The following is a 13,842-nucleotide window of genomic DNA, read 5'->3' on the forward strand; positions in this document are numbered from 1 at the left end:
CGACGAATGAAAACGGATCGGAATACCGTCGAACAAATTGCTGCGGAGCTTGGCGTGAACGCGGAGCGCGGACGACGCTTTGCCGAACTCACCAGTTTGCGCGTCGGGGGCACGATCGATTGGGTCATTTCGCCGAAGACAGAAGAGCAGGCGGCAGCGCTCGTCGGTGCGCTTGAGAAAAGCGATATCGCGTGGCGGCCGCTCGGCTCGGGAAGCAACGTGCTGGCCGACGATGGTGAACACCACTACGTGATTGTGAGCTTGAAAGATCTGAAGGCGGAACCGAAGTTTGATGGCGAACGCGTTTCGGTGAGCGCGGGCTACTCATTGCCCCGACTGTGCATTGATGCAGCGCGGCACGATTTGTCGGGTATTGAAGGCTTGAACGGAATCCCGGGAACGGTTGGAGGCGCCCTCTGGATGAATGCCGGAGCGTATGACCAGGAAATCGGAACGGTGGTTGAGACGGTGCGGGTGGCGCGTGACGGGCGCGTGAAAGAGATCCCGGGAAGTGAAGTGCAATGGAACTACCGGCACACGTCTTTTCGCGAAGGCGAGCTTCTGCTGGGCGCGACATTGCTGTTGCATCGCGATGATCCCGCAAGGATTCGCGAGCGAATGGAAAAGGCAAAGGGCCAGCGCATGGCGACCCAGCCGCACGGCACGCGTTCAGCCGGATGCTTTTTCAAGAATGCTCCGTCGAGCCCGATCGGGACCGGCAAAATGATTGATGACCTCGGCATGAAAGGGACGCGGCGCGGCGGCGCAGTGGTTTCTGAGAAGCACGCGAACTTCATCGTCACGGAAGGTGAAGAAGCAAAAGCGTCGGACGCGCTGGCTCTGGCGGAAGAGATTCGCGAGCGGGTCAAACGCGAACACGGAATTGATCTCGAATTCGAAGTTGAGCTGTGGAGTAGCAAGTAGCACAGACTTTAGTCTGTGATTCAGGCGAGGAGAACACACAGACTGAAGTCTGTGCCACGAGAGCCATGAAGGAACAAGTCATCGCATCACGCGCACCCCGGCGCGGAAACGCACCGGCGAAGGGATTACCGCAACGGCCAATGCGGCGCGACGGCCGCGCCGTTGAGTCCGACAGATTTTCGGTGCGGTCGCTCTACGCGTACGTCCCAAGAGCGCTGAAGGTCGCAGTCGTCCTGCTTGCGCTCATCGGCCTGGCCATTGGTTATCGCGCCGCTTCATCTGCGGCGCTGTTCCAGGCGCGCGCCGTGGATGTCATCGGCACTTCGAGAACTTCTGCCGAAGAGATCGAGAGCCTGGTCCGGCGCAGCGTGTCGCGCACCGGTGTTTGGCGGGCGGATTTGTCTGCCTTGAGCGCCGAACTGGGAAGGTTGCCGGGGGTGCGTCGCGCAGTCGTTACGCGCGTGCTTCCGGATGGTTTGCGTGTGCGCATCACTGAACGGGTGCCGATCGCGGTCGTGCGCTCCACGTCGGGGCACTTCCTTTGGGTGGATGACGAAGGGGTGGCCTTGGGCGAGATGCAGACGAGCGATCAGCCGCCCCCGTTTTTCATCCGCGGTTGGAATGAAGACGGCACCAACGAAGCGCGTAAAGAAAATTCTGAACGTGTAAAGAAGTATCAGGAAGCATTACGCGAGTGGCAAACGGCGGGGTTAGTTGAGCGCGTGAGCGAGATCAGCTTGTTCGACGTACATGACGTCCGCGCCCAGTTGACCGGCAAAGATTCGGACATTGAAGTGCGTTTAGGTTCGGAGGATCTCGGCCGGCGTTTGAAAGATGCGCTCCATTATCTCGATGAGTACAAACAGACACCGCGCGGTTCTTCGATCACCTACGTCGATTCTCAGGGCGAACGGGTCGTGTTGGGATACAGCTCCGGCGTGAAAGTGTCAGCCGGATCGGACGACAACGCGGTTGAGACGAACGAGGTCGCCGCCAATGCGAGTGACACCGTGACGGCAGCGGCGAGCAATGCTGAGACATCCGAAAAGCCCGCTGACAAGAAGCCGCGAGCGCGCGCGCCGGGTACGGCTCCGAAACCGGCTGCGTCACCACGTTCAGTGAAACGACCAATTGCAAACAGGAATGGCTAAACGATCAACCCACACCATCGGGCTCGACATTGGAACCAGCCGCGTGACGTGCATCGTCGCCGCGACGGGGGAAGACGGCCGGCTGAATGTTGTTGGCACCGGCGAATCTGATTCGCGCGGCTTGCGCAAGGGTGTAATCGTAAACCCCGAGGCTGCGGTCGAATCAATCCGGCGTGCGGTGGAAGAGGCCGAGCGCATGAGTGGCGTCGAAGCCCAGGAAGTAACGATTAACCTGGCGGGCTCGCACATCATGGGCTTCAACGGTCAGGCAATTGTCGCCGTCGCCAGCCGCGAGCATGAAATCACGACCGACGACGTACGCCGGGCAATTGACTCAGCCTGCGCGATCCAACTGCCTGCGGGGCGCGAGATCGTCGATCGTTTGCCGCAGGAATTCATCGTCGATGACCAGGACGGTATCAACGATCCGATCGGCATGACGGGAGCGCGTCTGGCCGTGAAGGTCCACATCGTCACCAGCCCCGTGACCGCGCGCCAGAACGCCATAAACGCCGTGAATCGGGCGGGACTTATCGTTGCCGACATGATTCTCGAGCAACTTGCTGCGGCTGAGGCCACCCTGACGGATGACGACAAGGAATACGGTTCAGCGCTCGTGGACATCGGCGCCGAGACCACTGGTTTGTGTGTGTATCAGCGCGGCGCCGTGCAGCACACAGCCGTGTTTCCGCTCGGCGGCTCGCACTTTACGAACGATATCGCCTTCGGTTTGCGAACGCCGATTCCCGAAGCCGAGAAGATCAAGCGGACCGTCGGCTGTGCTTCCAGTGCGTCGCTTAGCGATGCGATGCGTGGCGAGATGGTTGAAGTGCCGTCGGTGGGCGGTCGCGCGCCACGGCAACTTTCGCGACAGATTCTTTGCGACATCCTGCAACCGCGCGCCGAAGAAGTTTTGATGCACGTCGCCGACGAGATCAAAGACTCAGGATGGAGTCGCCAATTGTCGAGTGGCGTAGTGCTGACCGGCGGCGGCGCTTTGCTCGACGGCATGGTTGAGATCGCTGAACAGGTCTTTGATGCGCCGGTGCGCATCGGTTATCCGGAGCGTGATCGGTTCGGCGGCCTTGTCGAGGACATTCAAAGTCCAGCGTGGGCAGCGGCGGCCGGTCTCGCACTCGTTTCGCAACGCGCGCACGCACTCGAGCAACGCTCAGGCACCGCGAAGCGCGGCGGAAGCGGACGCCTAACACATTTCGTTTCGAAGTTTCGCGATCGATTTAGTAGTAGTATTTTCTGACTAGTTATTGTATGCTGCCGCCCCGTTAGCACAAGATGTTGTCCGCAAAATCTTGAGTCCCGTGGCGCAGCCAACCCAAAATAGACGAAAGAGGCCGTGGAAGCCTTCCCGATTTGGAAGAGAGGAAGCAAGCATGTCAGCAGAGGTAAACCAAACTCACAATTCGGCTTCGCCATCCGGCAGGAGCATCAACATCTTTATCGACGACGAGCCTCCCATCACCGGGGCGCGGATCAAAGTTATTGGCGTGGGCGGCGGCGGCGGCAATGCAGTGCAACGGATGATCGACGCCGGCATTGAAGGCATCGAGTTCGTCGTGGCGAACACAGACTTGCAAGCGCTCAAGCGTTCGAACGCGCCGGTGAAGATTCAACTTGGCGGACGGCTGACAAAAGGCCTCGGCGCAGGGGCCGATCCTGAAGTGGGACGGCAGGCCGCGTTGGAAGACACGGACAAAATCATTGAAGTCCTCGAAGGGTCGGACATGGTCTTTGTGACGACGGGTCTTGGCGGCGGGACGGGCACTGGCGGTGCTCCGATCGTCGCGTCGTTAGCGACGGAGCTGGGGGCGCTGACCGTCGCTGTGGTCACGAAACCTTTCCTGTTCGAAGGGCGCCGCCGGCTGCAGCAGGCCGAACAGGGACTGCGTGAGTTGCACGAATCCGTGGACACCGTGATCACGATTCCGAACGAGCGATTGTTCGCGGCCGTGTCGCAAACGGCTTCGATCGGTGAAGCTTTCAAAGCGGCCGATGACGTGTTGCGGCAAGCCGTTCAAGGCATCAGCGATCTCATTACCGTTCCCGGCTTCATCAATCTCGACTTTGCGGACGTGCGCACCATCATGCAGGGAATGGGCATGGCGCTGATGGGTACGGGCTACGCGCGCGGCGAGAATCGCGCGATTGAGGCTACGCAGGAAGCTATTGCTTCGCCGTTGCTGGAAGAAGCCTCGATCAAAGGCGCGAAGGGCGTGCTCATCAATATCACCGGCGGTCCGGATTTGACGCTCTACGAAGTGAACGAAGCCGCGACCATCGTCCGTCAGGAAGCCGATGAAGATGCGAACATCATCTTCGGTCACGTGATTGATGAAACGATGGCGGATGCGATGAAGATCACCGTGATTGCCACTGGCTTCAGCCGGCAGCCGATGACGGCGGCCGTGGGCGCGGGTGCGACGATGCCGGTGACGGCGTCGCCGCGCTACGATGTGCCCGCGCCGGACTTCGGTGTGACGCCGTCAGGATCAAGGTCGCGAAGTGAGGATCTGGACGTCCCGACGTTCATCCGAAAGAAAGCTGATTAGGGCTGAGGCAACTCGCCACACAACATCCGCACTACCAGTGCATTTTGCGTTTTCCCTCGCTGTCGTGTAGCATGCCGCGCAATCCCTAACGAAATTTCCGTAACGGGTCAATGCGCATCTCTCCTCGGAAGGCTAAAGCCTGATAAAGGCTGAAGCTCGCGCCACGTTTCGAGTGGCGGGAACGCATTTATTCCGAGCGCGCTCGCGCTCTCTCGAACTAATAATTTGGAGGCGAATTGTGAATCGCAAACTTATCAGAACGACCCTGGCAGACGTGAAAGCCAGGCGCGATGTTGTTCCGCAGCAGAATCGCATGCCGGAGCAAGGTCAACGCCCGGGCGGAATGCCGCAGCAAAGGCCGGGACAGCCACCGTCGATGCAGATGCGCAAGCGTCAGCCGCCGGCGACTGAAACTCACGCTGAGATTTATTACTACAAGAAACAGATCGATGCTCATACGCCCATGGTTTTGGTGCTGCAGGACGGCGAGGAAATCGAAGGCACGATCGAGTGGTACGATCGCGGTGCGTTGAAGATTAACCGCCGGTCGGCTCCGAATCTCCTGGTCTTAAAACGCAATATTAAATACATGTTCAAGGCTGAAGAACGTCACGGAAAGGTTGAATCGGACACTCGCGCGGATCAGCACGCACCCGACGAAGCTTCCGAACCCGCGTTCGAAAATTAACGTCCGCTATCATCCAGACATGACCGTTTCGCGGGCCGAATCACTTCACGCGACAGGAAAGTCGAAGCCTCGCATCGGTATCACCATGGGCGACCCGGCGGGAATCGGACCCGAGGTCGTCCTCAAGGCAGTGGCGGAAGAAGAAGTCCGCGACGTTTGCCATCCCATCATCATTGGTAACGCCGAGGTGCTCGCGCATAACGCGCGGACGCTGGATTTGCAGTGTGGCTATGAAATAGTCAGACAGGGCGAGCCGCTACCTGTGAAACCGGAAGCGCCGATTATCTTTCACCTCGATAACCTGAATGGTTTTGTTGAGCCGGGCATCGAATCGGGAGTTGCGGGAAAAGCAGCCGCCAGTTACATCGAAGCCGCCGTGAATCTGTGTGGGGCAGGCGAGATTGACGCCATGTCAACGGCGCCTATCAACAAGCGCGCGCTGTTTCTCGGAGGCTACAGCTTTCCCGGCCACACGGAATTCCTGGCGTCACTTACGGGCACCGAAGAATACGCAATGGGATTCGTAGCCGCGAATCTCCGCATCGTGTTGTTGTCCACGCATGTTCCGTTGGCGGAAGCCATTCGCCTGGTGCGTCGCGAACGAATCGAAAAGACAATTCGACTGGCCGATCGGGAACTGCATCGGTGGGGAGTGGAACGGGCGCGTATTGCCGTGGCGGCGCTGAACCCGCACGGGGCAGAGGGCGGTCTGTTCGGGATTGAAGAAGTTTCTGAGATGGCGCCGGCGATTGAAAGTTGCCGCGTCGTTGACGGCATAAACGTGCGCGGGCCTTTCTCCGCTGACACCGTTTACCTGCGTGCGTCGCGCGGCGAGTTCGACGCCGTTATCGCGTGCTATCATGACCAGGCCATGATTCCGGTGAAGTGTTTGTCCTTCGGCGAGGCAGTCAACGTTACGTTAGGTTTGCCGTTTATCCGCACTTCAGTCGATCATGGCACGGCGTTCGACATCGCCGGTAAAGGACTGGCAGAGCATTCGAGCATGGTGGCCGCCATCAAGTTGGCGGCTGAATTGTCCCTGCAGGCGGGCGAGAGTAGTCGAGCAGTCGAAGCGGCCTAGCGGCAGATAGTTTAGGCGGGCATCCCGCCGAATTTAAGATGAGCACAACACCCGACAAAATTTCCAAAGGCCGTGTCCTGGTCGCCGACGACGATCCGGCAATTCTGCGTCTGGTAAGTACGATTCTGGAGAAAGAAGGCTTTTCGGTCGTCGCGGCACGCGATGGACGCGAGGCTTACAAGACTCTGCAGGCGGACGCGGATTTCACTGCCGCGGTGTTCGATGTGGTGATGCCGCATATTTCGGGTCCCGAGCTGGTCCGGCATATGCGCACCGAAAAGCGTTTCATGAAGATTCCGGTGATGATGATGACGGCGGAACAGGATCCGAAGCTGTCGTCAGACAGCTTCGCTGCGGGCGCAGTCGTTTTTCTGCCGAAACCGTTTACGACGACTCAGTTACAGACGATGCTGCGCATGCTTGTCAGCAGAGCCGGCAAGTGAGGATGCAATTTCGGCCTCCGGCGCCGTAGGCGCCAAATGTTTATAGCTGCCCGCGAGTTTGATCGTAGGTTCTGCAAATTGAGCTAATCACGCCGGCGGCGCGATTAGCTCAATTCGTAAGAAGTATTCGTAATAAGCCGGTGGGCTATAAACATTTCGCCGCCACGCGGCGAAGCCTAATCAGGAGGTTCACTCATGTTGTCGACCCGCAATCTCGCGTTTTTGTTGTCGATATTGATCGCTGCCGGCCTGAGTTTATTTGCTTTTCAGACACGCGCGGCCGGCGATCTGACACCGAAGGAAGCGCGCAGAGTAATCGCGCGGCTCGCCGGCATTGAGCTGCCGTCGGACGCGGTGCGCATCAAGAGTATTTCCCCAATGGGCAACTCGGCCGTGGTGGTCGCGCAGGTCGAAACGGCGTTTCGCTTCGTTAACGACAAAGACAAATGGCGTGTGGCCGAAGTTCGGACGGGCGATCGCCGCTGGGAAGACATGGATTTGCTCATCCGCGCCTTGAACACCGAAAAGACCTCTCGGGTACGTGCGGAACTGGAGACTATCGCGACAGCGCTTGAGGCGTTCCGGCGCGAACGTGGCTCTTATGTCGAAGCGAAGACAGAAGCTGCCCTGGTCGATTTTCTGAGCCCCCGTTATCTGGCGCGGGTAATTCGCCTGGACGCCTGGCATCGGCCTTATGAATATGAAGGCGGTCGCGAGGCGTACGTGCTGCGATCTTTGGGCCCTGACGGGAAGTCCGGGACCTCCGATGATGTCGTCCTGGCAAAGGGATCGCGCTGATCTTGAGGGGCTGGGCCGATAAAACCTCTTGACGCCGTTTTCGCGCGGATGCTAGGTTCAAATAGCGGTCACCCCGACCGCTGAATGCCGATCGAAGGGCTCCAACCTTGATAACCGGAAGAAAGCTGCTACTCGCCGACGATTCGATTGCCATTCAAAAAGTAATCGACCTCACGTTCACCGACGAAGGCATGGAAGTAACCACGGTCGGTGACGGCCAGGATGCCCTTGATAAGCTCAACCAGTTCACTCCCGATGTCGTTCTCGCAGATGTTTTCATGCCGGGCGTGGACGGCTACGAGTTGTGCAAGTTCATCAAAAAGGATGAACGGTTTCGCGGCGTGCCGGTGATGCTTTTGGTCGGCAGCTTCGAACCGTTTGATGAAGCTGAGGCGAAACGCGCAGGCGCAGATGATGTCGTGACAAAACCATTTCAATCAATTCGCGATTTAGTGAGCCGCGTGGGATCTCTCGTCAGCCACGAAGGTGCCGCACGCCAGGAGACGGCCGACAAGTTTTCCCTGTTGGGTCTGACTCAGACCGAAGAGAAGCCGGCCGATGAGACCGCAGTAGCCGAGGAATCTGAAGCGGCTGAACAGGCGGACGTCCGGGTTTTTGTCGAAGCACCAAGTATGGAACCGGATGCGACCGTTTTTGTGGAAGCGCCGCTTATGGAAATCGAGCCAACTGCGATGCCAGAACACACATGTCCACCGGTAATCGATCTTCAGACTGCGGACACGAAACAGTTGGAACCGATTTCAACAGAAGCTACACGTGAGTCGGAAAGGTTTGAGTTGCGGGTCGCGGAAGAAGAGTCGTCTGCTACACCAGCTCAGGCAGAGTTCTTAACTGTGTTGCCGCCGCGCGAATCGGCGCAGGTTAAGTTCGACGACGAAGGTGTGCTTGACCTGGGTGACATCGACGGCTTTGCGGCGGCGCCCAGCGAGGATGATTTCGTGCTCGATGTTGAGGTCGAGCCGGTCACCATTTCCAGCGCGCCGATCGCGCCTGTGATCGCGCCAGTAACTGAGTCGGCGCCAATCGAATCAGACCGTTCTGAAATTACTCAGGAATTCAGCGACGGGGCAGAGAGTTCTTTCGCGACGGTTGACGAACCTGTGCTCACTCGTGTCACCGACGAACCGAGCGTTGAGGTGTCCGCTGCTCCGCTATTAGAGCCAGTGCAAACAGAGCGATCGCAAACCAGCGGACTCTCGTCCGACGAAATCGAGGCGATCTCACGCCGCGTGGTGGAGCAAATGTCTGACAAAGTTGTGCGCGAAATTGCGTGGGAGGTAGTGCCCGAATTGTCGGAATTGCTGATCAAACGCCGGCTCGAAGAGCGCTCATAATCCAGGTTCAATACGAATTATTTAAAGGCGGGCTACGGCCCGCCTTTTTTGTTGCGGCGACCTGCTCTGTAATGACGGCCTCTGTTATACTGAGCCCATCGCGAACTCCTGATTCTTAGCCGTCAACCACCGGCTCGCAAAACCTACCTTCGGAGGCCTGTCATGACTGTGAATGAGTGGACATTAGAGGGCTTTGTCGACCATTTCGATTTTGTTCATCACAAAATGCTGGACCACAAGTTTGTTTGGGTCCTTGGCGCCGGTACATCCTTCGCCTCGGGAATCCCCGTGGGTTCCGAGTTGGTAGACACCTGGCTGAAAGAGATGCACTTGAAAGAAGACGCGACCAAGACTCCGCTGGAGGAATGGGCCACAGCTGCGAACCTCGGAATCCCTGGTTTCAAGTTCAAAGAGCGCGCCAGCTACTACCCGAAGGTATATCACCGCCGATTCGAGGCGTACCCAGAAGAAGGATTTGCGTATTTGGAGAGCGTGATGTCAGAAAAGGACCCGAGCCCCGGGTATTCGATTCTGGCCGCCGCGTTAGCCGACGATCCGCCGCGACATAACGTAGTCATTACGACAAACTTTGACAATCTTGTCGCCGATGCGCTGTCGATCTATACCGATACATTTCCCTTCGTCGCCGGACATGAATCGCTTACGCAGTTTGTGCGGGTCGCGATGCGACGACCGCTGATATGCAAAATTCACCGCGATCTATTGCTTGGGCCACAAAACGACCCGCGCAGCCTGCGGCGATTACATGACGCCTGGGGCACGGCACTGCGTGCTCTGTTTCAGCATTACACGCCACTATTCATCGGGTACGGTGGTAACGACGACACCTTGATGGATCTCCTCGAATCGCTGCAGCCCGGCGATGTAAAAGGACAAATGGTTTGGTGCTACTACGAAAGAAGCAAACCCAGCGAGCGGATCGTGAATGTCGTCACAGACCTGAAAGGCGTGCTCGTGCCAGTGCCGGACTTTGACCTTTTAATGGTGTTGCTCGGTGAAAAGATGGGGATAGGTATATTGGACGAAGAGATTGAAGAACGGGCCTCTGCTCGCACGGCGAGATATCGGAGCAGAATTCAGCGCCTCGACACGGTAGCTCATCCTGTCGTTGCTGAAGCGTTGGCAGCCACCCTCGAACGATCTGGGGGTTGGTGGGCTTGGGAACAGAAGGCGCTGTTTGAGAGTGACCCACTTCGACGGGAAACCGTCTACCGTCAAGCAATTCAGCATTTGCCTGGCAGTCCCGAGCTCTTTACAAATTTTGCGACTTTTCTTTGGTATGAACGCAAGGCCATTCCTGAGGCCGAGCAAATGTTCCGTAAAGCCGCAGAACTTGCTCCTACCGACGCCGAGATATTGGACAATATGGCACAATTTCTATGGATCGAACGGGCAAACTTTAAGGAAGCAAGTGATCTTTATCTGAAGGTGATCGAGCTTGGTTCAGAAAATGCTTGGATATATGCCAATCTTGCTGACTTCCTAATAGCGACCGAGAAGTTTACCCAAGCCGACGGGTTTATTAAAAAAGCGAAGCTCTTAAACAAGACCCACATGAAAGACTTAGATATATCCCTGGCAATTTCGTCGGCAATTCTTTCCAGGGTTAGAAATGAAGATGACACAGCTTCAATTGAACAACTAAGGCCGCTTTTATCTGAGAAAGTCGATTTCTCCACGGTTACGTTCAAGGGAATTCTTCGTTTCACTCGCACGAAACTGTGTGCGGCGGATCATGCCTTTTTCGCTAATTTGACGGCGGCTTTGATCAATTCAGGCAAGGGCGTGGATCTCGACAGGCTTCTGCAGACACGCACACTTCAAGCAAAGACCGCTAATGTAAGTGTCACTAATGATGGCTAGCTGATTCGCGTAGAGCGGCCCACGCCGGTTTCATCGCGGCAATGATTCCCGGCCTACGAGTCCCGGGACGTGTGGCCTTCGAGTTTTAGAAAATCGTTTCGACGCTTCTGTCGTCCTTCGTGCCACGGGTGAAAACCAACAGTCATTGATTTACAATTACATGCACGCGCGCGACAACGCTAATCTTTGGAGAAGGCGTGCTTGCGCAAACTTATGATCGATATCCCTAAAACCTATGACCCGAAGCAAGCCGAAGCTTCGCACTACGCAAAATGGGAAGAACGCGGCTACTTCGCCCCTGAAATCAATAAAAACCCTGACGCACCCGTCTACTCAATTGTCATCCCGCCGCCGAACGTGACCGGCTCGCTGCACATGGGCCACGCCCTGCAGCACACGATGATGGACGTGCTGGCGCGGCATAAGCGAATGCTCGGTTACCGAACGTTGTGGCTGCCGGGAATGGATCACGCGGGCATCTCGACGCAATTGATGGTGACGCGCGAACTGAAGAAAGAGGGTTTGACGCGTCATGACCTCGGCCGCGAGAAGTTTGTCGCGCGGGTTTGGAAATGGAAAGAAGAGTATGGCGGGCAGATTCTCAATCAATTAAGACGCGAAGGCGCGTCCGTCGATTGGTCGCGGTTCAAGTTCACGATGGACGAAGATCTTTCGCGCGCGGTGCGTGAAGTTTTCGTGCGCCTGTACGAAGAAGGACTGATTTATCGCGGCAATCGGATCGTGAACTGGTGCCCGAACGATCAGACTGTGCTTTCGGATTTAGAGGTGCAACGCGATCCGAACAAAGGCAAGCTTTACTACCTGCGTTATCCCTTCAAAAACGGCGAGGGTGCAATCGTCGTAGCCACCACACGGCCGGAGACGATGCTTGGGGACACCGCCGTGGCCGTCAATCCGAATGATGAGCGTTACAGCGCGCTGGTTGGCCAGACGCTTATTCTGCCCATCATGAATCGTGAGATCCCGGTGGTGGCCGACGAATTCGTCGAATCGGAGTTCGGCACCGGCGCAGTAAAAGTCACGCCGGCGCACGATCCGAACGATTACGAAATGGGCATTCGCCACGGTCTCGAGCAGGTGAACGTCATCGATCGCTTTGCGCGGATGACTGCAGAAGCCGGCGCTGAGTTCGCTGGTATCGACAGATACAAAGCGCGAGAACTCGTGATTGAGAAACTTGAAGCGCTCGAGGCGCTGGAGAAAACGGTCGATTACGAATTCTCGATTTCAAAGTGTGAGCGCTGCAAGACAGTTATCGAACCTTTGATTTCCACCCAGTGGTTCTGCCGGATGGAACCTTTGCGCGATCTCGCTTTGGCTGAGCTTCGCCAGGACGGCAAGCCGCAGTTTGTGCCGCAGGTCCCGTACGAAAAAGTTTACGTCGATTGGCTCGAGAACCTTCGAGATTGGACGATCTCGCGACAGCTTTGGTGGGGTCATCAGATTCCCGCGTGGTACACGACGGGCGGGGAAGTGATCGTAGCGCGCTCGCGCGCCGAGGCTGAAGCAAAAGCCGGCACAAATGAGCTGACGCAGGATGAAGACGTGCTCGACACATGGTTTTCATCGGCGCTGTGGCCTTTTTCAACGCTTGGTTGGCCGGAAGAGACTGCGGACCTGAAAGCCTTCTATCCGACATCGGTGCTGGTCACGGCGCGTGACATCATCTTCCTTTGGGTGTCGCGGATGATGATGATGGGTCTGAAGTTCATCGGCGAGGAAGCGTTTCACGATACTTACATCACCGGAACTGTTCTGGACAAACATGGCCAGCGCATGTCGAAGACAAAAGCTAACGGGATCGACCCGCTCGAGGTGTTCGACAAGTTTGGCGTTGACGCGACCAGGCTGACGCTCGCACAGATTGGCTCGACCGATACACGCTGGAACGAAAAGCAGGTTGAGTCCTATCGCAACTTCGCTAACAAGATTTGGAATGCCACACGGTTCTGTTTAATGAATGCTGAGGGGGCTGAGTCGGTCATTGAGCCATTTGAAGGCGATCCTTTAAAGCTTCCGCTGCATGATCGTTGGATCCTTTCGCGGCTGAACAAAACGGCCTCGGCGGTGAACAAGCAGCTCGAGACTTACGACTTTCACGCGGCCGTACAGGGGCTCTATCACTTTTTCTGGGACGATTTCTGCGATTGGTATATCGAGCTTTCGAAGACCAGCATGACGGCGGAAGAGCCGTCAGCCGAACGTGACTTGGCGCGCGCGCGGCTGATTTCGATTCTGGAACAGGCGCTCCGGCTGCTGCATCCGTTCATGCCGTACCTGACTGAGGAGCTTTGGCAGAAGCTGCCGGTCAATCATGCACAGCTACAGCATTCCGCGTACGCCGGCGCCGAACCGAGTATCATGCTGGCGTCATTTCCGCGCGGGAATGCCTCGCTGGTCGACGAGCGCGCGGAAGCTGAAATGCAGGCGGTGATCGATCTGATTTCGCGCGTGCGAAACATCCGTGCCGAGATGAACATCAAGCCGAGCGATCGAATTCAACTGATGATTGCGGCGAAATCAGACTTGAAGACAGTGTTTTCCGACAGCACGGATCAGATTGCGCGGCTGACTCGAGCGAAAGAAATTTCGATTGACGGAAGCTCTGAGATGCCTAAAGCGGCGGCGCGCGCCGTGCTGGCTGGCGGAGCGGAAGTCGCTGTCCCGCTGGAAGGTCTAATTGATTTTGAGCAGGAGCGCGCGCGACTGGCCCGCGAGAAAGAAAAGCTGGAGAAGGAATCTTTAAAACTGGCAACGCAACTTGGCAACGCTGACTTTGTCCAGCGCGCACCGGTGGAAAAGGTCGAAGAGTTGCGCGCGCGCGTGACCGACATTGCGCAGCGTAACGCGACGTTGGAACAAATGATGGAGGCGCTTTCGTGAAGCAACGCGTTAGCCTAGTCAACGGATGCGGGCAGGATGCCCGCGCT

At 57.0% G+C, this 13,842-nt stretch carries 11 protein-coding genes; all 11 read left to right on the forward strand.

The annotated features are described in order from the left end of the window. The first annotated feature begins 6 nt into the window (after window positions 1-6). The 11 genes from murB (at window position 7) to VFX97_16115 (ending at window position 13,795) form a co-directional block, all read left to right on the forward strand. Window positions 7-924 carry a UDP-N-acetylmuramate dehydrogenase gene (murB, locus tag VFX97_16065; protein HEX5704717.1) on the forward strand — a complete coding sequence of 306 codons (918 nt, stop codon included), beginning with the start codon at window positions 7-9 and terminating at the stop codon, window positions 922-924. A 65-nt stretch (window positions 925-989) separates the two neighbouring features. Next, window positions 990-2,075, forward strand: a complete 1,086-nt coding sequence (locus VFX97_16070; GenBank protein ID HEX5704718.1) for an FtsQ-type POTRA domain-containing protein — start codon at window positions 990-992, stop codon at window positions 2,073-2,075. After that, window positions 2,068-3,333 (forward strand): cell division protein FtsA, encoded by a 1,266-nt coding sequence (gene ftsA, locus VFX97_16075; GenBank protein ID HEX5704719.1) that lies wholly within the window; start codon window positions 2,068-2,070, stop codon window positions 3,331-3,333. Before VFX97_16070 ends, ftsA begins: the two co-directional genes overlap by 8 nt. 133 nt (window positions 3,334-3,466) lie before the next feature. Further along, on the forward strand, window positions 3,467-4,642 hold the full coding sequence (gene ftsZ / locus VFX97_16080; GenBank protein ID HEX5704720.1) for a cell division protein FtsZ: 1,176 nt from the start codon (window positions 3,467-3,469) through the stop codon (window positions 4,640-4,642). A 238-nt stretch (window positions 4,643-4,880) separates the two neighbouring features. Continuing rightward, window positions 4,881-5,330: a hypothetical protein gene (locus VFX97_16085; protein ID HEX5704721.1), complete on the forward strand. Its 450-nt coding sequence runs from the start codon at window positions 4,881-4,883 to the stop codon at window positions 5,328-5,330. After that, a complete protein-coding gene (gene pdxA / locus VFX97_16090) occupies window positions 5,263-6,411 on the forward strand; it encodes a 4-hydroxythreonine-4-phosphate dehydrogenase PdxA (protein ID HEX5704722.1) in 1,149 nt (382 codons plus the stop codon). The genes VFX97_16085 and pdxA overlap by 68 nt, the downstream gene beginning before the upstream one ends. Before the next feature lie 38 nt (window positions 6,412-6,449). Further along, window positions 6,450-6,854 carry a response regulator transcription factor gene (locus VFX97_16095; GenBank protein HEX5704723.1) on the forward strand — a complete coding sequence of 135 codons (405 nt, stop codon included), beginning with the start codon at window positions 6,450-6,452 and terminating at the stop codon, window positions 6,852-6,854. A 195-nt stretch (window positions 6,855-7,049) separates the two neighbouring features. Then, window positions 7,050-7,652 carry a type II secretion system protein GspG gene (locus VFX97_16100; GenBank protein HEX5704724.1) on the forward strand — a complete coding sequence of 201 codons (603 nt, stop codon included), beginning with the start codon at window positions 7,050-7,052 and terminating at the stop codon, window positions 7,650-7,652. Between the two features lie 107 nt (window positions 7,653-7,759). After that, window positions 7,760-9,007, forward strand: coding sequence for a response regulator (locus VFX97_16105; protein HEX5704725.1), 1,248 nt, complete (start codon window positions 7,760-7,762; stop codon window positions 9,005-9,007). Window positions 9,008-9,169: 162 nt separating this feature from the next. Beyond that, window positions 9,170-10,891 (forward strand): SIR2 family protein, encoded by a 1,722-nt coding sequence (locus VFX97_16110; protein HEX5704726.1) that lies wholly within the window; start codon window positions 9,170-9,172, stop codon window positions 10,889-10,891. A gap of 213 nt (window positions 10,892-11,104) precedes the next feature. Further along, window positions 11,105-13,795: a valine--tRNA ligase gene (locus VFX97_16115; GenBank protein HEX5704727.1), complete on the forward strand. Its 2,691-nt coding sequence runs from the start codon at window positions 11,105-11,107 to the stop codon at window positions 13,793-13,795. Window positions 13,796-13,842: the final 47 nt, after the last annotated feature.

Source organism: Pyrinomonadaceae bacterium, assembly GCA_036277115.1.
Classification (GTDB): Bacteria; Acidobacteriota; Blastocatellia; order Pyrinomonadales; family Pyrinomonadaceae; genus UBA11740.